Below are 22350 nucleotides of genomic sequence, written 5' to 3'. Positions count from 1 at the left end.
CGTCCATGAACGAACAACATAATCAAGTCCTGGTACGGGACTGCACGGCGGGCCACTGGCTTCGGTTCGATCACCCCGTGGAGGTCGTACAGGCATATGCCGTCCATGAAGTGCTTTCCTGTCTCAAGTATGTGGAGGAGGCTGTCGACCGGCGCGGACTGTATGCCGCAGGAATGGTCGCTTACGAAGCTGCGCCCGCATTCGATCCTGGCTTGCAGGTGCGCCACGATGACGGTGATCTGCCGCTTCTCTGGTTCGGGCTTTACCATGGGCCGCAAAAGGCAACCTGGGTCCCTCCTCCATCGGAATTGACCCGGCCCGAGGTGGCCTGGCTTGCCTCGGTTTCGCCTGAAGCGTACCGTTCGGCTTTCGAGCAGATAAAAGAGCATATCAAAAGTGGCGACACCTACCAGGTGAACTACACCTACCGCCTGCGCGGTTCATCATCGGCAGCCACCATCCATGACTTCCTCGGCCTGCTGCAGGACAAGTCTGCACCGTTCGGCGCCGCTCTTATTACCCCGTCGTTTTCCATCCTCAGTGCCTCCCCGGAGCTTTTCTTCAGCCTTGACGGCGACCTGATCGAGTCCCGGCCCATGAAGGGGACCATCGCCAGGGGTCTGACCCAGGAGGAGGACTGCCGCCAGGGGCAAGCCCTGCAGAACTCGGAGAAGGACCGGGCGGAAAACCTGATGATCGTGGACATGGTGCGCAACGACCTGGGCCGGATCGCCGAAACCGGCAGCGTCCATGTTACCCGCCTCTTCACTTTGGAGAAGTATCCGACCCTCTGGCAGATGACCTCCACGGTCAGGGGGCGGACACGGGCATCGGTCACCGACATCTTTGCGGCCATGTTTCCTGCCGCTTCCATTACCGGAGCACCAAAAAACCAGGCCATGCAGATTATCGCCAAGCTGGAGACATCACCGCGACGGATCTACACGGGCTCCATGGGCTTTATCGCCCCCGGACGCAGGGCCCAGTTCAATGTGGCTATCAGGAGCATGCTTTTCAGCGGGAAAGAGAATGATGTCGAATACGGCACCGGCGGGGGAATTGTTTGGGATTCCCGTTGGCAGAACGAGCTGGCCGAATCACGCACCAAGGCGGCGGTGCTCCGGACGCGCCCGGCTGGTTTTTCGCTTCTGGAATCCATCCTCTGGAACCCTGAGGAAGGATACCGGCTGCTGGAACACCACCTGAGGCGCATGGCACAGTCGGCGGCATATTTCGATTATCCCATGGCCGAAAATGACCTGCGCCGGCATCTGGTCGACCTCTCCCGGCGGCTGCAACCATTTCCCCACAAGGTCAGGCTCCTCCTGGAGCAGGACGGCACCTTCACATCACAGGCTGAGCCGCTGATCCAGTCCGGCACCGCATCTCCCAAGGAGGTACCCCTTGCCCCCTTTGCGGTGGATAAGTCGGACCCGTTCCTCTATCACAAGACCACCTGCCGGGATGTGTACCGGCGATGTCTCGCCGCCTGCAGCGGGTATGACGATGTGATCATGTACAATGGGGACGGAGAGGTGACCGAATCGACCATTGCCAACGTGGTGGTCGATCTGCATGGGGTGCTGTGTACCCCGCCCATTCGTTGCGGTCTGCTGCCGGGAACCTTCCGCCAGTCACTCCTGGAAATGAAGAGGATCGAGGAAGGGATCATCACGCTGGACCAAATTCACGGTCATGATGTCTACCTGATCAACTCGGTACGGGGCATGTACCGCGTCAAGGTGGCATCCACGCCCCCGATCCGCTGACCATCACGGCTAAGGAGGCTTCATCCCCGCCTTGACTAATCTCTCCCGATACTCTACATAAGATACTACTTTACCTTCCACCAAGCGCCCAAAGGATGAGATCATGGACCGGCACAACGGATTCGAACAAGGCCCCATTCGCCCCCCCAGTGAGGCTTCCAGCCTGCTTTTGCGCGTCAACCGCAACTGCCCCTGGAACCGCTGCACCTTCTGCTCCATCTACAAAAAAAGCAAATTTTCCCTTCGCCCAGTGGACGAAGTCATCCACGACATCGACTGCATCCATGACTTCATCATCCGGTTGCAGGACCGGGGCACCTCGCCGGCCGCCCTGCAGAAGAACCTGTCGCCGGGGGAAGAGCCTGCTTTTTATGCCGCATACAACTGGCTTGAGGGGGGGATGGAGTCCATCTTCCTCCAGGATGCGGACAGCCTGGTGATCCGGCCGGAAAACCTCCTGAAAATACTTCGCCACATCCGGTCCAGGTTTCCCGGGGTGAAGCGGATCACCTCCTATGCCCGTTCCGATAGTGTGGCGCGCATCGGTGACGAGATGCTCAAGGAGATAGCCGCTGCCGGCCTGAACCGCATCCATATCGGCATGGAGACGGCTTCGGACACGGTTCTCAAGCTGGTGCGCAAGGGGGTCACCAAGGAGACTCACATCAGTGCCGGGCTAAAGGTCAAGGCGGCCGGCATCGAGCTTTCCGAATATTTCCTCATCGGCCTGGGGGGTACCGAATTCTCCCAACTGCACGCCCTGGAGTCGGCAGACGCCCTCAGCCGGATCAACCCCGATTTCATCCGCTTCCGGACGCTGCACCTGCCCGACAAGATCACCCTCTACCCCGATGGCGACACCCGCTACCGGTGGGCGCCCGATCTGACCCTCGCCAAGGAGGTCCTTACCCTCATCGAGCACCTGCACGGCATAACCAGCCGCATGACAAGCGATCACAGTTACAACCTTTTCCAGGAAATCGACGGCACCCTGCCCCAGGAGCAGGAGCGGCTGGCAGGCGTTCTGCGGACATTCATCGCCATGGATCGTGAGCAGCAAATCCTCTTCCAAGTGGGAAAACGGGCGGGATATTTCCTCCGCCTGGGAGACATGGCTGATCCCGGACGGGTCAATCAGGTGCGGGACATCTGCAGGCAGTCGGACATCACCCCGGACAACGCCGACGAGCGCATCCATGAGATAGTCCAGGACCGCATGCGCCGGGGGATGCCTTTTTAGCGCGGGAAACGGGGCAAAAGAACGAACCTCTGCGGCAGGACAATCACCGTCTGAGTTGGATCATTCACCCCGCTTCTGGAAAAGTCCTGATCAACACAGGTTGTTTTTCAGCAACCGTTTTCAGAAGGCGAAGCAGTCGCAGCCAAGGCCCCACAATTCACTAAACCGCGGAGCCTTACCTTTGCCAGTCTTGGGTTGCCGACTTGTATGGAGACAGCCGTGGGAGAGGCACCCGGCTGAATGCTCCGTCATCGGGACGCCGGCGCGGACTGCTTTGCGGACATCCAACGGTGCCCCATACCCGCCATAGACCTTGACAGGAGACCATTCCGGCAGCACCGGCAGCGGAGGAGGACCGAAGTTGCCAAATTCCCCGGCACCGTAAACGATCCTTCCGTCAACGACGGTAAGAATCGATTCGATTCCCTTGATCCGATCTTCAGGTACCGTGAAGTAGTCGTCGGTGAGCACTGCCATATCGGCCAGTTGACCGACGGCAATCGCACCCTTTTTGCCGCTTTCCCCCGAAAACCAGCTACTGCCCTGGGTATAGAGCTTCAATGCTTCCTCTCTGCTGAGCCGGTTCGAATTCGAGTATAACGAGGCACCACCCACCGTCTTCCCGGTTACCATCCAGTAGAGGGAAAGCCAGGGGTTGTAGCTCGCCACCCGTGTCGCATCGGTGCCGGCGCCGACAGGAATGCCGAGATCAAGCATTTTCCGGATAGGAGGAGTCCGCTCTGCCGCCTGCTTCCCATAACGCTCCAGAAAGTACTCTCCCTGGAATGCCATGCGGTCCTGAATGGCGATGCCGCCACCAAGTGCCCTCACCCGTTCCATGCTCTTGTCGGAGATGGTTTCGCAATGATCGAAGAACCATTGCGTCCCGTTGAAAGGAATCTCGCGGTTCACCTCTTCGAAGACGTCCAGCATGCGCGAGATGCTCTCGTCATAGGTGGCGTGAATGCGGAAGGGCCATTTGCTCCCGGCCATCAGCGAGACTACATCCTTCAGGTCCTTTTCCAGGTTGGCTGGAAGGTCCGGTCGGAGCTCCAGGAAATCCTCGAAGTCCGCAGCCGAATACACCAGCATCTCGCCGGCGCCGTTGCAGCGATAGAAATCGTCCCCCTTGCCGGGTGCTGTCAGCTTCATGCAGCGCAGGAAATCCTCTTTTTCCTCCTTGGGCCTCTGGGTGAAGATGTTGTAGGCCATGCGGACGGTCATTTCACCGCGCCGGTGCAACTCCTCGATTATCGCGTAGTCGTCCGGGTAGATTTGCGATCCGCCCCCCGCATCCACCAGGCTGGTGAGGCCGAGGCGGTTCAGTTCGCGCATGAAGTGACGGGATGAATTCATCTGATGTTCGGGGGGTAGTTTGGGTTGCTTGCCGACCGTGGCATAGAGAATGCCGGCATTGGGACGGGCAATGAGCAGCCCCGTCGGATTGCCGCTTCGATCCCGCTGTATTTCTCCCGCAGGGGGATCAGGGGTGTCCCTCGTGTAGCCGCATGCCCGCAGCGCTGCCTTGTTCAACAGGCCACGGCAATAGAGGTGCAGGACAAAGACAGGCGTATCGGGAGATACGGCATTGATCTCCTCCAGCGTCGGCATACGCTTTTCTGCGAACTGAAATTCGCTCCAGCCGCCGATAACCCGGACCCATTGCCCCGGCGGCGTGCGCTCAGCCTGTTCTTTCAGCATGCGCAGTCCATCGGCAAGAGAGGGCACACCATCCCAGCGAAGTTCCAGGTTATAGCTGAGGCCGCCGCGGATGACATGCATATGGGAATCGTTGAGTCCGGGAATTGCCCGGCGTCCCTTGAGGTCGATTCTTTCGGTTTTATCGGTTGCGGAATCGAGCAGTTCCTCCCCCCCGATGGCGGTTATGCGTCCCCCAGCAATGGCAACGGCCGTAACCTCGGGTTGAGCTTCGACCAGGGTGGAAATTTTTCCGTTGTGCAAAATCAAATCGGGCGTATTCATAAGGATTACCTCCCGTTTGCTTAGTGCAGCCACGGCCTCATGATTCTGACCAGCACCGGCATGACTGCCCATGTCAATAGCAGGACAATGCCCATTGCAATAGCAAAAAAGGGGCAACCATCGCCCCCTTTTTTCGAGATATTCTGGATGGGGTTATTTCCCCAACTCCTTCTGCGCTTCGCTGGCGTGTTCCCCGAGCATCGCTTTTGCGTAATTGATGCCGAGGCCATAACCGCCAGCGTGCTCTTTTGCCACGCTCATTACCGCGTTGTAAGTTTCCTGGCGAGCCCAGTCGCGCTGCCATTCCAGGAGCACCTGCAACCACGTCACCGGCACTGCACCTGCCTGCACCATTCTTTGGATGGCCATTTCGTGGGCTTCTACCGTTACCCCTGCCGAGGCGTCCGTCACAATGTAAACCTCGAAGCCGTCATCAAGGGCGGAAAGTGCGGCAGTTGCAAGGCAGACCTCCGTCCACAGCGCAGCCATTACCAGTTTCTTTCTATCCGTCTGCTTCACGGCTTCGACCACTTTCGGATCTTCCCACGAGTTCATCGTCGTGCGGTCGATCGGGTTATATTCCGGAAAGACTTCCTGGACATTGGAGAAAATGGGACCGCTGAAGCTTTTGGCGGCGACTGTGGTAAGGATCGTCGGCACCTTGAAAATCTTGGCCGATTTAGCAAGGCCCGTCACGTTGTTAACGAGGAGTTGTACGTCGATGGAGTGCGATGCAAATGCCATTTGCGGCTGGTGGTCGATAAGCAGCAGCATCGAGTTTTGAGGCGTTAACAGACGCTGGCTTGGTCCACCTTTTCCCATAATGGAGGCCATGATCTTATCTCCTTTGGATTTTTTTGATCCGAATCAACTCCATGTAATTAAATTATACCTAGCCGCTACTGTTTTGAAATATATCTTTTCCCAGGGTGTACATATGGAAACGCCAGAACAAAAATTTACTTGACTAGACATGGTAATATAGTTTAAGTTTAAATTATATAATATGAAACCAATCGGAGTCTAAAGATGTGGCTGTTCGAATTATTAATTTTATCTGCAGCACTGATCAATACCGCCTGGGTACAATGGTCCATTTTCACCGAGGCGGGGTTGTTGTGGGGGCTTTTCTTAAGCCTGTTTTTCATCCCGTTCGCCCTGTTTGCGACGATAGGGCTCATACCCAGGAGATGTCTGGCACGGGATTAGGGACAGGAAGAAAAGTCAGGCAATATTATTACCAAACAAAAGGAGAAAAAAATGAGTACTTACTGGAATGTAGTAAAGGAAAGAAGAAGTTACTATGCCATCAGCAAGAAGCAGGTAACCCCTGATGAGCGGATTGAAGAGATCGTGGGAGAGGCGGTCAAACATGTGCCGTCGCCGTTCAATTCCCAGAGCGCCAGAGTGGTTGTCCTGCTTGGCGAGCAGCATGACCGGCTGTGGGACCTGGCCAAGGCCGAATTGAAAAAAATCCTGCCCGCGGATGGCTATCAGGCCACTGAAGAGAAAATTAACGGATTTTTCCGCAGTGGCTACGGTTCGATCCTGTACTTCGAAGATGAAAACGTCATCCAAGGACTGCAGCAGGCATTTCCCCTGTACAGTGATAATTTCCCCGTGTGGTCCCATCAGTCGTCGGGCATGCTGCAATTTGCCGTGTGGTCGGCGCTGGAACTGGATGGGTGGGGGGCCTCGTTGCAGCACTACAACCCGGTGATAGATGGGGCGGTAAGGGCAGAGTGGTCTCTCCCGGCGAACTGGAAGCTGATTGCCCAGATGCCGTTCGGCAAACCGGTCGCCCAGCCCGATCAAAAAGAGTTCGCACCTTTGGCGGAACGGCTGAAATTATTTAAATAATGCCCGACGGTCGGGGCATACAAATGGTGCACAACGCACTACAGCCCTTTCAGAATACCCTGAAAGGGCTGTAGTGCGTTGGCGGATCGGAAACATAAAATGAACCGATAAACAGTCGGATATAAAGGGAAGAAATTTCCAAATTACTTGTCTTGACAACTATTGTTGTAACACATATTATTGTGGCTATATTTCTTAGGAGAAGTCACATGCCCTTCCTGCTTGATGAGTCCATAGGTTTCGTGGTCAACCAGACAGCCCTGAAACTGCGCACGGAGATGGCCCGTCGCCTGAAGCCCTTCGGACTGACGCCGGAGCAATGGTCGGTCTTGAACCGGCTGGCGGAACAAGACGGCATCTCCCAGCGGGAACTGGCCACCCGCACCTTCAAGGACCAGCCGACGACCGCCCGCATCCTGGACAAGCTGATGGCTTTGGAACTGGTACGGCGGGATGACAGCACCAGCGACAGACGCGCGTTCACCATTATCATCACCGATAACGGCCGGGAATTGCGGGAACGAATCCTTCCCGTTGCCGAGGCCATGAACGACGACGCAGGCCGTGGGCTGTCCCAGGAAGAGCGCCGGCAGCTTTTCAGGATGCTCAATCATTTGCAGGGAAACATGGGTGGCAAGTGACACCGGAAAAGGAGCAGTTATGAATATCAAAGGTAGTGTGGTAATGGTAACCGGCGCCAATGGCGGCATCGGTCAGGCGTTGGTCAGAGCATTCCTGGAGCGGGATGCGGGGAAAGTGTATGCTGCGGCACGGGACGACACGGCCCTCGCCCCCCTGGTGCAGTTGGGCGAAGGCCGAGTCGTGCCGGTCCAACTGGACCTTTTGGACGGAGCCGGGATCGCACGGGTTGCAGGAGAGTGCGCAGACGTGCAGATTCTGGTCAACAATGCCGGCATCAACCGGGGCTTGTGGTTCCTGGCGCCGGCAGGTGCGGACGCGGCACGGGAAGAAATGGAGGTGAATTTCTTCGGCACCCTCGCCATGTGCCGGGCCTTTGCCCCCATGATGGCCCATGTCGGCTCAGGCGTCATCGCCAATGTTTGTTCCATCTTGGGCCTGGTCAATATGCCTGCCAACGGCACCTACTGCGCGTCCAAGGCCGCCGGTCATTCGCTGCTGCAGGGGCTGCGCGGCGAATTGGCGCCGAAAAACATACGCGTCGTCGGCATCTATCCCGGCCCAGTGGATACCAGGCTGACGGCAGGGTTGGAAATCCCCAAGGCTTCACCGGAAGGGGTGGCGCAAGCAATCGTCGAAGGTCTTGCCGCCGGTGTCGAAGACATTTTCCCCGAAGAGATGTCCAGGCAGGCCCATGCCATGATGCTGCAGGACCCAAAGCTGGCCGAAAGGGAATTCGGGAAGATGATCCCCGCCTGATACTTCCCCATTGGCAGGAACAACCATAAACGCAACGGCCCGGGGATTGGGTTCCCCGGGCCGTTTTTGTATCGATCAGAATGTGAAGGTCTGGGGTGGGTTGCCGCTGAAGTCGGCAATGGTGGCCCCGGCCCCTTCCAGATAGAATATCTCGAAGGCAGGGTTGTCTGCAGTTTTATAGATGGATTTCACCAGGGGATTCCCCTCCAGAACCTTTTCCTTTATCCGAAGATCCTGAGAAAAAACAGCTTTGCCATGGAGGCGCAGCCAGGCAAACTTCTCGTCGCAGATACTGAATTCGACGGCAGGATGCTTCTGCATCTCCTGATAGACCGGTTTATTGTTCGCGGTGCAGAAATAGAGCTTGCCGCCGTCTTCCAGCATGAACTGGAAAGGACGCACCTTCGGATTGCCGTCGATACCTATGGTGGCCAGGTAGACAGTTCTGTTCTTGGTGAGAAATTCAGTTACAGTGTTCATAATCTTCGCTCCTTTTATTTGGTGAATTACTGCCGACAGCCACCATGGCTACGGCAACTCGGTTTGACATCCAACCATTTGGGCAAAAAAATATCAGAGATTGCGGTCGATCTTGCTCAGAATCCTGACGACCTCCTGCTGCTCTTTCTCGGAAATGCCCTTGAAAACAGCAGCCAGCAGGTTGTCGGAAATCTCCCTGAACGAAGGTTCCAGCGCCCGCCCCTCCTCTGTCAGCCTGACGTAGGAGTAGCGCTGATCGGCATCGCCGCTGCCTTTGGTCACGTAGCCCAGGTTGACCAGCTTGTCCACCAGCGTGGTGACCGTAGATTTATCCCGCCCGACCACTTCCGCCAGTTTTTTCATGGATACCTGCTCTTCCCGGAAGAGATGGTAGAGGATGCTGCCGTGGGAGGCGACGAGCCCCTTGACGGCACAGCGCTCCAGCTCCCCGGCCAGATAGCGGTTGATCTTTTCCCTTACGGTACCGATGAGATGGGCAATTTTTGAACTATCCATGCCTGCAACTTTAGTTGGACATCCAACCTTTTGTCAACAATTTTTTCCTCGGAGAAAAAAAGTCTTCAATCCACAGGGAAGGCAGACATGGCATCGGGAGAGAGCGACGAGCCACAGCTGCGAGCGGATACCCGCCCATGTTTGAGCGGAGAAGACACGCCACTCCAGGCATCGCACACCGTTACGCGGACAACACCGCAGGGTCCGCAGCTGTGGCGACAGAGTGAACGGACGATGTGGCGCCGGCCTGTTATTTCCATTGAATTCCCGGATGACTTCAAAAAAAGCAAAAAGCAGATGGGGATAGGTCTTCTTCCCATCTGCTTTTTGTCTGACAGCCGCTAAGTCGATCCAAAATTTACTGCAGCACATCCATGGTGACCTTCACCTTGCCGGTCAGAAGGATGGTGCTCAAGGTAGCACCATCGTAACCTGCAGCCTTGATGACCACTACCGGGTTGTTCAGTGCCCGAACATCGGCGGCAGTGACGTTCGCACTGCCGTCGACGCTGCAAACCAGGCGGAGGAATTCGCCGGAACGGTAGCTGTTACTGCTGGTAGTGAAGGCTATCCGAGCTTTGCGCGTCGAGGCGGAATAATTGCCGTAGACCAGGATGCTGCCCTGCACAGCCGCACCGGGAACTAGGGAACCGCTGTCCACAGATCCCGATCCCCCACCGGTCGTGGCAATGCTCATTCCCGGCGGCAGCGCCACCTCGATGTCGATGCCGCCGATGGAGTTGTCCAGTTTGGCCGTACTCATGGCGGAAAATGCCAGCGTCGCCTTGCCTGTACTCAGTTTTTGGACGGCAGGCTCGGAAGAGCCTCCTCCGCATCCCCAAAGACCCGCAGCCATAAAGACGGCAGTCGCCACCGCAATAATATTTTTCATCTTCGTTCTCCTTCATGTTTTAGATAAAGCACAAAATCCCATTCCAGTCCGGCCGATCTTTGTGCGGCATGATCATGCATCACACCCCCTTTGCCAAAGGACAAGCGTTGTCAGATTAGCCCCACCACCAGGCGCAGGATGACCAGGGCATCCTCGATATCCACGACGCCGTCCCCCGTGGAAACGCCGTTGACCATCGGCGCCATGTCCAGCCTCAGAACCTGGTCCGGTTGCTGATTTTTCAGCCCTACCGCCATCTGCAGGGCAAGCAGCGCATCGACAATACTTAAACCTTCCGTCGTTCCGTCGACCGCCACCGGCAGGGTGCGGATGATATTGCGCTGCACCGTCAACGTATTGCTGTTCTGATCGGTGCCGGTAACGCTCACCTGGTACACCTTGGTATCGGTCAACGACAGCAACTGCCGGAATACTCCCTCAACCACCGCCGGGGTATACGTCTGGCCATCCATATTTATGGTGACAGTTACCGGAGTTGTATTGTCCGCCACTGTTCCCGCAAGGGGATAGGAATCACGCACCGTGCGGATATCGCCGGACGGATCGGTAACGGCCAGGGAGAAGGCAGGCACATAACTGGCCGTCCGCTTGGCCTGCGCTGTCTTTCCTGTCTGGCTTACGGCTGTTATAAGGATGGTGTTCATCCCCTCATTCAGTGGGGCGGTGAAGGTGTACGTCGTATCGGTCAGGCTGGCCGCCTGGGGGGATGAGCCGTTGACGGTATAGCTGACAGTCATACCTGCGGAATCCGCGGCGGCCATTTTTGCATTTCCGGCAAACAAATCGACAATGGTACCGGTGACGGTGACGAACTGCCGGATCACCACCGTGTTGTCCGGCGGAGAGGTAACGGTCAGGCGAGGCGCCATAGTATCGAGGATTATGGTGCGGGTATCGGTAATGACATTGCCGGAGGTGCTGGTGGCGATGACGGTGATGGTATTGGCCCCGGCCACGAGTTGCACGGGATAGCTGAACAGGCCGAAAGAACTGACCTGAATGGCGACCCCATTGATGGTCACGGAACTGAGGAAAGTCGGGTTGCTGACCAGACCGCAGACATTAACCGTGGTTTCGGTGGTGACGGCACCGTCACTGAGGGTCGAAAGCAACAGGCTCAAGGGAACGGTCACTGTCATACTCTGGGTCGCCTGGGTTGCGGCGTTATAGTTGCCGTTACCGCTCTGGTTGGCGGCAATGGTGCAGGTGCCGGGGAATATGCCGGTAACGGCGGTGCCGCTGATGGTGCAGACAAGGGGCGTTGTGGAGGTGAAGCTTACGGCAAACCCAGAGGAGGCGGTGGCGCTGACAGTACCGGTAGTGCCGACAAAAACCGTCGGGGCCGTGCCGAAGGTGATGGTCTGGCTGGCCTTGCCGATGGTGATGCTCTGGGTGGCCTGGGTTGCGGCATTGAAGTTGCCGTTACCTGCCTGATCGGCGGCTATGGTACAGGTGCCGGCGGCCAGGCCGCTGACGGTGGCACCACTGACGGTGCAAACCGTTGGCGTTGTGGAGCTTAAGCTAAGTGTCAATCCGGAACTGGCGGTAGCACTGACGATACCTGTTCCGCCATAGGCAATGGCCGGGGCGGTGCCGAAGGTGACCGATTGCGCCGCCTTGCCGATGGTAAGGGTGCCACTGGTGCTCCCCTGGTAGTTGGCGTCGTTGATGGTGGCAATGATTGCATAGCTGCCGGCATTGCTGGGTGCCGTGGCACTGCCGTCATAGGTAACATTCACCGTCAGCCCCGCGGGTGTGGTAGTGACGGAAGCTAATTTGCCCGTACCATCGTACGTCTGGCTCAATCCAGAAAGGTTGACAGTGGCCGTTGCCTTGCCGACGACAATGGTCCTGGGCACATCCGCCGCAGCACTGTAATTGGAGTTTCCCGCCTGGGAAGCAGTGACAACGATGCTGCCTGCGCCGGTGATGGTCAGGGCATTGCCGGTGAGGCTCCCCGGCCCGCTAGTGACGGCAAAGGTGATCGGACTACCGGAGGCGCCGCCGATGGCGGTAAGGGTAATGGGACTATTCCCATAAGTGGCGCTGGCTGGCGGGTTAAAGGTGATGGTTTGGTTCGCCTTCGTATTGGTGAGGGTATAGCCGGCAGTCAGGCTTCCGATGGTGGCCGTTACAGAGTAGCTGCCGGCATTGCCGTTGGCCGAGGCGCTGAAGGAGGCGATGCCGGAGGCATTAGTAGCCGCGTTACCCCCAGCGGTTATACCGGCACCGCTCCCCGGACCGGCAAAGGTGACTGTTATGCCATCGAGGGGGAAGCCGAGAGAATCTGCGACTTTGGCAGAAAATGGAGTGCTAAAGGCCGTGTTTATGGTTGTCGACTGTGACGTGCCGCCGGTTGCCGTCACGGCTGCCGGGATGCCCCGCTCGTAGGCACCGATGTCGCAAGTGCCTTCCTGGGGTCTGGCCATGCCGCGCTGGTCCGCGGCAGGACCGCTGCTGCAGTTACCGGCGTCAATGGCCGGGGAGCCGTTGAGCAGCATCATCGTCTGGGTCGGTCCGCCGTTGTCGGCCAAGGGGCCGAGGAACGGGTTTTGATTGGTAATATTGCCTGTGGTGTCTCCAGCGATTGATGCGCCTGAGGTGTTCCCGATCAGGTTGTATCCCTGGGAAGTGACAGGACTACCGTAAATATCCGGACCGGACGGGGCACTGTTGTTGGCGACGATGCTGTTTTTCAGGCTGACTGCTCCCCCGTTATTAGCTATCCCTCCCCCATTGATCGAGGCACTATTCCCTGCAATAGTGGTATTAGAGATGGCAGCCGGGTCGTTCATAAAATATATTCCGCCGCCATCTATGCCCGCGCTGTTGTTGTTTATGGTGACGTTGGTCATTGAAAAGTTACAGTCACTATAAATGGCACCCCCGTAATTCAGGGCGCTGTTGCCCGTGAACGAGCTGTCCTTAATTGTCATAGTGCCGTACGCAATTACCGCGCCGCCGGCGTTGGTTGCCAGGTTTCCGCTGAAGACGCATCTTTCGATGGTTGTGGTAGCTGTGTTATGCATCGCACCACCATCACCAGCGCTGCCGTTGGCAATGGTCAGGTCCTGCAGGGTCAAATTTCCCCCGTTTACTGTGAATATCCGGGTAGCATTGTTACCGCTGATGGTAAGGTTCTTTGCACCGGGTCCGCTGATGGTCAGATCCTTGCCGATAGTCAGAGCTGAAGCAAGGGTGATTGTCTGGCCATTCAGGCTTGCGTCAAAGGTGATCTGGTCGCCCGGGTTGGCGTCAATGATGGCCTGGCGGAGCGATCCTGCTCCGCTGTCGTTGGTGTTGATAACGGTGCGGGTGGTGGCGGTTGTGGGGTTGATTGTGTTGGAATCGGCGCTGGTGCCGCTGGCGCTGTAGGCCCGGACGCGGTACCAGTAGGGGGTGCCGGACGAAAGAGCGGTGACTGCTTTGGTCGTGGCATTCCCCACATCAAGATTGTTGAAGCCGGTGACAAAGGTGGTGAAACCGATGTCGGTAGCCACGTCGAGATAGTAGCCGGATGCGCCTGCAACAGCACCCCAGTTGGCGGTGAAGCCGGAGAAGTTAACTGAAGAGGCTGCCGTAGCAACAGGGATTCCCAACCACTGCGCATAAAGGGTGATGTCGCCGGTCATTGTAAAGGTTGCGCCTGGGGCGTAGGGGGTGCCGCTGCCGTTTGCCAGGGTATTCCAGCCGACAAATGAATAATTGGTTCTCACCAGTGATCCAGTATTACCGAGGACGGTCACAGTGGCTCCGGCCACATAGGGGTTGCTACCGTCGGTTGGCACGGCTCCACCAGTGTTACCGTTGCCGTTGTAGGTGACGGTGGCGGTCCACTTGGCATAGAGGGTGGTGTTGCCGGTGATGGAGAAGGTATCTGCGGCGGCGTAGCTGGTGCCGGTGCCATTGGCAAGGGTGTTCCATCCACTGAAGGTGTAGCCTGTTCTCACCAGTGTTCCCGTATTGCCAAGAACAGTAACCGTGGCCCCGCTCAGATAGGCTGTGGCGTCGGTGGGAGCAGCTCCGCCGGTGTTGCCGTTACCGTTGTAGGTGACAGCAGCGGTCCATTTGGCGTAAAGGGTGATGTGCCCTGCCATGTTGAAGGTGCTGCCTTCGGCATAGGTAGTGCCGGTGCCATCGGCCAGAGTGTTCCAGCCGCTGAATGTGTAGCCTGTCTTCACCAATGTACCGCTGTTGGCGGCGGCGGTGACGGTGTCTCCCGGCAGGTAACCGGTGGCATCGGTGGGAACTGTACCGCCGGTGTTGCCGTTACCGTTGTAAGTGACCGTTCCGGTCCATTTGGCGTAAAGGGTAAGATTGCCGGATATGGCAAAGGTAGCGCCGGGAGAATAGTCTGTTCCGCTGCCATTGGCAGCACTATTCCATCCATTAAATGTGTAGCCGGTCCTGGTCAGCGTTCCTGTGTTGCCGAGAACGGTTGCCGTAGCCCCTGCCACATAGGAGCTGCTTGCGTCTGTCGGTGCAACGCCGCCGGTGTTACCGTTGCCGTTGTAGGTGACGGTGGCGGTCCACTTGGCGTAGAGGGTGGTGTTGCCGGCGATGGAGAAGGTATCTGCGGCGGCGTAGCTGGTACCGGTGCCGTTGGCCAAGGTGTTCCAGCCGGCAAAGGTATAACCGGTTCTCACCAGTGTTCCGGTATTGCCGAGAACAGTTACCGTGGTCCCGCTCAGATAGGCTGTGGCGTCGGTGGGAGCTGTGCCGCCGGTGTTACCGTTGCCATTATAGGTGACGGCAGCGGTCCACTTGGCGTACAGGGTGATATGCCCAGCCATGGCAAAAGTGCCGCTGCCCGCGGTATAGGTTGTGCCGGTCCCGTCGGCCAGGGTGTTCCAGCCGGCGAAGGTGTAGCCGGCCCTGGTCAGGCTGCCGCTGTTGGCGGCAGCGGTGACGAGGTCTCCCGGCAGGTAGAGGGTGGCATCGGTGGGTACTGTGCCGCCGTTATTGCCGTTACCGTTGTAGGTGACGGTGCCGATCCATTTGGCGTAAAGGGTGGTGTTGCCGCTTATGGTGAAGGGAGTTCCCGCGGCATAGGTGGTACCGCTGCCGTTGGCCATCGTGTTCCAACCGGCAAAGGTGAAGCCCGCTTTAACCAGCGAGCCGGTGTTACCGATCACGGTGACGGTGCTGCCCGTCACGTAGGGGCTGCTCCCGTCAACAGGGACTGTCCCGCCGGTGCTGCCGTTGCCGTTGTATGTGACGGTGTAGAAAGGATTTATCGTCACCGTGATCGTGCGGGTAGCCGTTCCTCCATTGCCGTCGCTGACCTGGACGGTGAAACTGTCGCTGCCGCTGTAGCCGCCGGTGGGCTGGTAGGTAATGGCGCCACCCGGGGTGATGTCGGTGGAACCTGAAGAGGCCGTGGCACTGGAAACACTGAGCGTGCCATGGCTCGGGGCAGCGCTCTGGCTCCAGGTAAGGGTCTGACTGGGATCGGTGTCGCTGACATGCAGCAGCCCCTTGATGTCGGTGGCGGAAGCGTTCTGGTTCACTGTCAGGGTAGTAACGCCACCGACGAAGGTCGGGGCGGTGTTGGCCACATAGGTAAAGCCGCCGCTCAGAGTCCCGCTCTGCGTATCGGGATTGGTGACTACCACATTTTTTGCTCCGGCAGTACCTGACGGAGTTGTCGCCGAAATCGAGGTGGCGCTGTTCCAGGTTACCCCGGTGGCGCTTGCGCCGCCTATGGTCACTGTCGCGCCGTTCACGAAACCGGTGCCGGTGATAGTGACGCTGGTGTTTCCGGCGGTTGGCCCGGAGGTGGGAGCGATGCCGGTTACGGTCGGCGCTGGCGGTGCTGCCACATCGGCTATGGTAATGTTGTCGAAATTAAGGTTCGAAGGGGCTGCTCCCCCTTGAAAGGTCCAGTTTATGACAATCGAATCGACATAAGCGTCATTGAACTGAGTGCCGCCGTTTATAAGCGTGCTCAGTTGTGTGGGAGTGGTGGAGTTGAAACTGAGAACACCCGAGGCATGGGTGGCGATGGTCGAACCGTCAGCCCGCTTGGTCGTGACGGTGATGGACTCCAAATTGGTGGAGCCGTCATAGTCGTGAATCGCCAGGTCCTTGAAGGTGAAGGTCTTGCAGGTCGATCCCCCTTCCGCTTTTACGGTAAACGACCCGGTAGTGAAGGCAGTTTGCTGATTGCCGGCCCAGATGGAGGTCAGCACCAGGTCGTCGATCAACATACCGTTACTGAGGACGAATTTGTCGGAAAAGGTGGCAAACCCGGCTCCCGCGGTGTTGTCTGTGCCAATGCCTCCGTTGGCGCCCGAATTGCCGTTGCTGAAGTCATAGGTGCCGTTGCCTGTGCCGATGATGCCTGCGTCTGCATGACCGCACCAAAAAGCTGCAAACATAATGACCATTAGAGTGACAAATGATCGCTTCAACATGGGGATCTCCTTTTGTGACGCATTGGAACTGACATGTTCCATTTCAATGCACGCTGCGGGTCCTGCATAATATAGGTACATGCCGCACTCACGGCCTAGAGGCATGGGTATATTCGATGTTCAAAGGTGCAACTGTCCGTCGTCAGGTGTAACCGGAGAGAGAACGTGCCGTTCTCTCTCCGGTTACCGAATGTTCCTGTTAAGGTCTGGCCGGGTATATGCCGCTAAGGGCGATACAGAGCAGAACCGGCAGGTAGGGCTGCATGTTCTTGTGCGGCATTGTTCCGGGCGCAGTTCCTGCCAGTAGGACGGCATCTGCCGCCAACTGGGTCCCTGCGGAGGCCGACGGCTGGAATGAGTTGGTGGTGACAGGAGGCTTTCCCGATGACGGCGCCTTTGCCACATAGCTGTCGGCTGCTGTCGCCAGTGTAGCAGTGGTATTGGACACCGCATTGAAACCGTGGGTATGGGGGGGAAAGTTGTTGGTTGCCAGCGATACCGAGGCTTCGCCCAGTGACTGGCCCAAAGTCTGGGGGGTCAGCGCCGGCCCGGTGCCGAAGCCCATGGGTGCCCGTCCGGACAGGTTCGGCAGGCCGAAGGTGGTTCTGCCATCACCGCCATAGGTGTTACTGATTATGGAAAACAGTGCCGTATTCTGCTGAACGTTCATGATCTGTCCGTCGCAGGTGGCCCAGCCATAGGGGGCATAGGTAAAGGCAAAGGCACGGATTTCTCCGATAAATGGATCTGCCATATAATTCTCTCCTTGTGGTCAGTTTCTAGGGGGCCAGAGCCCCGTCAGGGCGATGCAGAAGTTAACTGTCAGCGACGGCTGCACGTTGTTGTGGCCGGCAGAACCACCGGCCGGAGAGAGCGTGCCTCCCGCCAGATTGGCCACCGGCGTCGCCTTTGCCGTTGCGTAGGCTGTTTTGGTATTGTCAGGGCTCTGCGTCGCCGCCAGAATATTTCCTTGGGGTACGTTGGACCCGCCGGGACCTGTATTGGCTGCCAACACATGGTTATGGACCGGCAGCTCCGAGGTTGTCGCCAGGGCGACCGTCTCTACGCCGCCGGCTTTCCCTTCGCCATAGGTGGCGTTGGCGTGCAGCAGGGTCCGGCCCTGAAAGTCGGGGAGGTTGAAGGTTGTGGTGCCGTTGCCGCCGTAGGTCGTGCCGAGCAGGGCGTACAGCGCCTGGTTTTGAGTGATCTGCATTATTTGACCATCACAGGTCGCCCACCCGACGGGGGCGAAGTTGAAGCCGAACAGCCGGATTTCGCCGAGAAATGGTTCTGCCATGAAATTCTCCTTTTGTCCTAAGGTCTCTGGGGATAGTACCCGTTGGTGGCAATAATGAAATTCACGCACAGACTGGGCATCATATTGGAGTGGGGCTGGGCAGGAGCGGCCGGGAAAAACCCCACTGTGTCTTGATTTAAGAGGGAGTCCGCGGCAGCAGTTGAATACAGGCTGAAATTGGAGCTGTTCCCCAGATAGTTACCGGCCGGAGCGGCAGTGGTTGCGTTGGCGCCGACGCTGACGACATGGTTATGGGCCGGGATGTGGGCAACCTGCAGCGTCTCCTGCTCGGTGCCGAAAGCATTGCCGATCCCCCTCGGCGTCAACCCCTGCCCCGTTCCCATGTGCACCGGGATTCGCCCCCTGAAATCGGGGAGCTTGAAGTTAGTGATCCCATCCCCGCCGAAGTACGTGCCGATCACTGCATAGAGCACGTCGTACTGGCTGATCTGCAACGTGCTGCCGTCGCACAGTGCCCAGTCCACAGGGGCAAAGTTCCCCCCGAACATCCTGATTTCTCCGATAAACTGATCACTCATCCTTTTCCTCCTTCTTTTTGGAAGATATATCTTCTCCCGCGACCTGCATCACATCTGGTGCATCACATCCTGCCGTTGCGGCAATCACCCCCGTGGCGAACTGAAGATCGCCTGGTAGTAGACAGCATCCAACTTGCCGGTGTGCACCGGCCCCAGGAAAATTTCCAGTTCCCCCATGACCCCATGGCGCACCCGGTGAGTGTCATGGTGAAAGACATTGTCCGTGCTCCCCTTGAACATCAGGGAGAATACTTCCAGGGCTGCCGAACTTTTATCCTCCACCTGGACCAGTTCCACTGGAACCGGCTCCATGCCGGACGGCAAAACCTGGAAAACAGTTGCCAGATGGGGTTCGAAATCCTCTTTTTTCAGTTTTGTCATAGGCTCCTCCTGCTCCCTTCCAACTGCCGATTCAAACTGCCCCCGACCGACGGTCCTTGCCCCCAACGGGGCGGACCATGAAGTCGTAGACCCCCTTGTCTTCTGCGACATTGAACCCGAGCCGCAGATAATAGTCGCGGACCGGGTTGTTCTTTTCCACGTGCAGGCTGACCGAGGTACCGTTTTCATCGGCTTCTTGCAGCAACAACCCGATGAGCGACCCGGCAATGCCCCGCCCATGGAACTCCGGCAAGAGGGCGATGTCGATCAACCGGCAGTCGTCCGCTTTGCGATTGACGTAGAGTCGCCCCGCCGGAACGCCGTTCACCAGGATGACGTCAAAGCTGGGATTTTCGTAGTTCTTCATGTACTGGGCATGCTGCAGGGAGAACTGCATCCGCATGAACTGGTCCCACTGCTCGTCCGGCCAGGCCACCATCGCCTTCTCCGGCTCCCGGGTCGATGCGTAGAGCAGGAGGAGGAATTCCAGGTCTCCTTCGCCTATGGATCGAAGGGCTATCTGACCGTCCTTAATCATCTGGTCCCCCTGCGCGGAAAACGTTGGCCTTGCCGGCGCACCACCGTGGAGGCTGCATCAGAATTTTTCGGTTTTTTAAGAATCTCCATGAAACAAAACCTGAATGACCGGCGCGATGGGACATGATCCCCATACCCGGTCCTCCTTTGCTGCTGGTCGCTCTGTCTAATGGGCTCTCATTATACAACACGCCCAGGACCGTTGTATGTACGGGGAAATACTGTTTTTTTGTGGGGGAATCCCCCTACAGGAGGATAAGCAGGAAGGGAAAAATCGGGAAGGAATCTACTACCGGTGGTTTCTGGTTATGGCATGGCGTCTCAGCTCCTTCATTCCCGCAAGGCCGAGCTTGGCTATAATGCGCGAAAAATATGACTCCACCGTGCGGACACTGATGCCGAAGAATGCGGCTATGTCCCCATTTGTTTCTCCCAGGGCAAGTTTTACCAATACTTCTTTTTCGCGATCACTGAGAAGCCTCTCCCGGCCCTGCTCGGGGTGATCTACGGCCCTGCTCGCCAGGCTCTGGGCCGCCCTGGGGCTGATATGCCGCTTACCGGCCACAAGGTCCGATACTGCGGTCAGGAGCGCTTCGGCCATTTCCCGCTTGGTGACGTAGCCGTCGGCCCCGGCGGTAAAGGCTTTCTCGATGCTATCCGGATCTTCATGCATGGAATAGACAAGAACTGCAATACCGGCATTTCGTATTCCGCTAATCAGACCCAGGCCGCTTTCTTCGCTTAGGGACAGATCCAGAAGCGCCACATCGGCATGGGAGGAAGCCAGAAGGGAAGCCACCTCGGCATGGGAACCGGCTTCTCCACTAATGGAGTGGCCTTCCTGGGAAAGAAGCAGCTTCAATCCCTGTCTTACTGCGGGATGGTCGTCGATCAGGAAGATGCTGGCTGCTTTTTTTCTAAAACCCATTGGAAATCACCTCCGCATGTTGTTCGCATACCGCAGTGCAGGAAACCAGTGTCCCTCCCCCTACGGCATCCGTGACAGTCAGGTTGCCGCCAATAATGCCCGCCCTATAAGACATTATTCCCATACCGAGCCCACTCTTGCCCATGGATGCTTTAGCTCTGCCGATACCATTGTCCTCCACCGCCAGTGAAATCGTGGTGCGATCGGCGCAGTCGAGGGTGACCGTGATTTTTTGCGCCCGGGCATGCTTGACCGCATTGGTAACCGCTTCCTGAGCTATCCGGTACATTTGGGTGACATCGGTATTGGTGCATTTTGCACACCCCCTTTCCTGGCGGAACTGAATGTCGATGCCGTTGGACTCGCCCAGGCGCCGGACCAGCTCTTCAAGGGAAGGACTGACACCGTGGGGATCGTGCTCCACCGGCCAGAGCCCGCGGGAAAGGTCGTAGGCCTGGTTGACCGACTCTTCCAAAAGAGACGAGAGTCGCTGCATATCGGGCTTCACACCCTTGGCTCCGGCTAAATTCTTACCCAATACCGAAAAAAGCAGCCTGGCGCCGGTAAGTTGCTGACACAGACCGTCGTGCAGGTGGTGGCTCAGGCTGCGGCGCTCATCCTCGCTGATCTGGATGATCTTCCGCTCCAGGCGGTTTCTCTCCGCAAGCCCTTCTTCCAGGGTCAGGTTCTTCTCCGCCAGTTCGTCGGACAACTGTTCCACCCACGAAAATGCACGGGAAAACCTCAGCGACAGGGCCATCGCCTGGAACAGGATCAACACGAACAGCCCCATGTGTCCCAGGTACACGGAGTGAATCGCGCCCATGTCGAGCAGCATGTCGTTGATACCGGCCCCGCCGAGAACCATGATGCCGATGAAAATGAAGAAGGCCCCCTCCCGGTCGTTCCCCAATGCAGCGCCGAGCCTGAACAGGCTGTATGCGATCAACAGAATGGAATAAATATAATAGGCGGGGAGGCCTGAGGAAACGGTAATGGCTGGGAGGACAAACCCCATTACCAAGTAGATCAGGGCCAGGCACCATGCCCCATAGGAAATATACCGGTTGAATTCTTCGGGATAGAGCGTCCGTAGAAAACTGTAGCAAACAGCGACCGTTATCACGAAGCAGAGGGTGTCGATCACGTAAATGGATGCATCGGGTAAACCGCCGGTGAAAAGACCGGCAACCCAGCCGTTCGCATTGGAGGTCAGTATGTTTCCCACCCAGCAAAGACAGTAGACGCCGAAGTAAAGGGGAGCCGCATCCCTTCTGCGAAAGGCGAAGATGGCAATATGGTAGATGCCCATGATCAACAGACTGCCGGCGCAGAAGAGGACTCCCCCCAACTGCCTGAAGCGGGCCGCCTCAACCTTCTCCACCGGGCCAATCTGGATGGGATTGACGACTCCTGCCTGGTAGTAATGATAATTGGACACCTGGAGGACTAACTCCACGTAATCTCCGGTCACGCGGAGGCGGGGCTGGCGAAAGGATTGGTTCGGAATTTCCCCGGCGGCGTCCTTCCCTATCCTACCCCCTTCGGCGATAAGCTTGCCGTTTGCCCAAAGCCTGTAGGCGGAACAAATATCGGCAAGCTTGAGCGCAAGCTCCCGTTCCCCTTTCCCCGGCAGGACCACCACCAGGCGGTAAGTGGCATAGCCGCGTGGGCCGATATTTTCCCCTTGGATGAAGAGGTTGTTCCATGGGTCGGGTAGCGAGATATGGGCAGAGGGTGCCGGGGGAGAGACTCTATGGAAATCATCGGGAGACAGCAGCTGTTTCCAATAGAATTCCCATTGGCCATCAAGGGGTATGATGGTTGAAATGGGCCATTGCACGGTGGAAAGATCGAGCACCCCCCTGTGGGCTTGGGGAGTTTTTCCTGCCCCACCGCATCCGCTGCCAAGAGAAACAAGCAGCGCAAAGACGATTGCAAGCGCTGTTCTGTACATCCTCAAGAGCAAAACTGAGTCACCTGACATTGGACAAGCCGGATAAATTAATTTTTCTATTAATTAAGATGATTATTTTAGTTAGTTTTCTAGATAAAACAAGATTTAATTTTTTTCGAGAGAACCATGGGCAGCT

At 57.3% G+C, this 22350-nt stretch carries 19 protein-coding genes; 5 read left to right on the top strand and 14 right to left on the bottom strand.

What is annotated here, in order from left to right:
* Positions 1-5: 5 nt before the first annotated feature.
* On the top strand, positions 6-1769 hold the full coding sequence (gene pabB, locus GEOB_RS06460; protein WP_012646383.1) for an aminodeoxychorismate synthase component I: 1764 nt from the start codon (positions 6-8) through the stop codon (positions 1767-1769).
* Positions 1770-1872: 103 nt separating this feature from the next.
* Positions 1873-3009, top strand: a complete 1137-nt coding sequence (locus GEOB_RS06455; protein ID WP_012646382.1) for a radical SAM protein — start codon at positions 1873-1875, stop codon at positions 3007-3009.
* Positions 3010-3129: 120 nt separating this feature from the next.
* Here the strand turns inward: GEOB_RS06455 and GEOB_RS06450 are convergent, their stop codons facing one another.
* Together GEOB_RS06450 and GEOB_RS06445 are read right to left on the bottom strand one after the other, a co-directional pair.
* Positions 3130-4992 carry an amidohydrolase gene (locus tag GEOB_RS06450; RefSeq protein ID WP_012646381.1) on the bottom strand — a complete coding sequence of 621 codons (1863 nt, stop codon included), beginning with the start codon at positions 4990-4992 and terminating at the stop codon, positions 3130-3132.
* Positions 4993-5145: 153 nt separating this feature from the next.
* Positions 5146-5826: a hydrolase gene (locus tag GEOB_RS06445; RefSeq protein WP_012646380.1), complete on the bottom strand. Its 681-nt coding sequence runs from the start codon at positions 5824-5826 to the stop codon at positions 5146-5148.
* A 426-nt stretch (positions 5827-6252) separates the two neighbouring features.
* Here GEOB_RS06445 and GEOB_RS06435 point away from each other — a divergent pair, with 426 nt between their 5' ends.
* The 3 genes from GEOB_RS06435 (at position 6253) to GEOB_RS06425 (ending at position 8250) form a co-directional block, all read left to right on the top strand.
* Entirely contained in the window at positions 6253-6852 is a 600-nt protein-coding gene (locus tag GEOB_RS06435) for a nitroreductase family protein (RefSeq protein ID WP_012646378.1), read from the top strand.
* A gap of 209 nt (positions 6853-7061) precedes the next feature.
* Positions 7062-7493, top strand: a complete 432-nt coding sequence (locus GEOB_RS06430; RefSeq protein ID WP_012646377.1) for a MarR family winged helix-turn-helix transcriptional regulator — start codon at positions 7062-7064, stop codon at positions 7491-7493.
* A 19-nt stretch (positions 7494-7512) separates the two neighbouring features.
* A complete protein-coding gene (locus GEOB_RS06425) occupies positions 7513-8250 on the top strand; it encodes an SDR family oxidoreductase (RefSeq protein ID WP_012646376.1) in 738 nt (245 codons plus the stop codon).
* A 75-nt stretch (positions 8251-8325) separates the two neighbouring features.
* Here GEOB_RS06425 and GEOB_RS06420 read toward each other — a convergent pair whose 3' ends face one another.
* From GEOB_RS06420 to GEOB_RS06370, 12 genes are all read right to left on the bottom strand, one after another.
* A complete protein-coding gene (locus GEOB_RS06420) occupies positions 8326-8730 on the bottom strand; it encodes a pyridoxamine 5'-phosphate oxidase family protein (protein ID WP_012646375.1) in 405 nt (134 codons plus the stop codon).
* A gap of 93 nt (positions 8731-8823) precedes the next feature.
* Positions 8824-9246 carry a MarR family winged helix-turn-helix transcriptional regulator gene (locus tag GEOB_RS06415; protein ID WP_012646374.1) on the bottom strand — a complete coding sequence of 141 codons (423 nt, stop codon included), beginning with the start codon at positions 9244-9246 and terminating at the stop codon, positions 8824-8826.
* A gap of 65 nt (positions 9247-9311) precedes the next feature.
* Positions 9312-9506: a hypothetical protein gene (locus tag GEOB_RS20100; RefSeq protein ID WP_154650461.1), complete on the bottom strand. Its 195-nt coding sequence runs from the start codon at positions 9504-9506 to the stop codon at positions 9312-9314.
* A gap of 98 nt (positions 9507-9604) precedes the next feature.
* A complete protein-coding gene (locus GEOB_RS06410; protein ID WP_012646373.1) occupies positions 9605-10138 on the bottom strand; it encodes a hypothetical protein in 534 nt (177 codons plus the stop codon).
* Between the two features lie 110 nt (positions 10139-10248).
* Complete coding sequence (locus GEOB_RS06405) at positions 10249-16575, bottom strand: InlB B-repeat-containing protein (RefSeq protein ID WP_012646372.1); 6327 nt, start codon at positions 16573-16575, stop codon at positions 10249-10251.
* A gap of 199 nt (positions 16576-16774) precedes the next feature.
* Complete coding sequence (locus GEOB_RS06400) at positions 16775-17329, bottom strand: phage tail protein (protein ID WP_012646371.1); 555 nt, start codon at positions 17327-17329, stop codon at positions 16775-16777.
* A gap of 18 nt (positions 17330-17347) precedes the next feature.
* Entirely contained in the window at positions 17348-17872 is a 525-nt protein-coding gene (locus GEOB_RS06395) for a phage tail protein (RefSeq protein WP_012646370.1), read from the bottom strand.
* A 17-nt stretch (positions 17873-17889) separates the two neighbouring features.
* Complete coding sequence (locus GEOB_RS06390; protein WP_012646369.1) at positions 17890-18411, bottom strand: phage tail protein; 522 nt, start codon at positions 18409-18411, stop codon at positions 17890-17892.
* Positions 18412-18495: 84 nt separating this feature from the next.
* Entirely contained in the window at positions 18496-18792 is a 297-nt protein-coding gene (locus tag GEOB_RS06385) for a DUF6916 family protein (protein WP_012646368.1), read from the bottom strand.
* Between the two features lie 31 nt (positions 18793-18823).
* The gene (locus GEOB_RS06380) at positions 18824-19330 is read right to left on the bottom strand and encodes a GNAT family N-acetyltransferase (RefSeq protein WP_012646367.1); all 507 of its coding nucleotides are present in this window, start codon (positions 19328-19330) and stop codon (positions 18824-18826) included.
* Positions 19331-19618: 288 nt separating this feature from the next.
* Positions 19619-20257 (bottom strand): response regulator transcription factor, encoded by a 639-nt coding sequence (locus GEOB_RS06375; protein ID WP_012646366.1) that lies wholly within the window; start codon positions 20255-20257, stop codon positions 19619-19621.
* Positions 20247-22214 (bottom strand): sensor histidine kinase, encoded by a 1968-nt coding sequence (locus GEOB_RS06370; RefSeq protein WP_012646365.1) that lies wholly within the window; start codon positions 22212-22214, stop codon positions 20247-20249. Before GEOB_RS06370 ends, GEOB_RS06375 begins: the two co-directional genes overlap by 11 nt.
* Between the last annotated feature and the right edge of the window lie 136 nt (positions 22215-22350).

The sequence above is a fragment of the Geotalea daltonii FRC-32 genome (assembly GCF_000022265.1).
Taxonomy (GTDB): domain Bacteria; phylum Desulfobacterota; class Desulfuromonadia; order Geobacterales; family Geobacteraceae; genus Geotalea; species Geotalea daltonii.
Note: the sequence above shows the minus strand (reverse complement) of the source record. Positions and strands in the feature narration are given on the sequence as shown.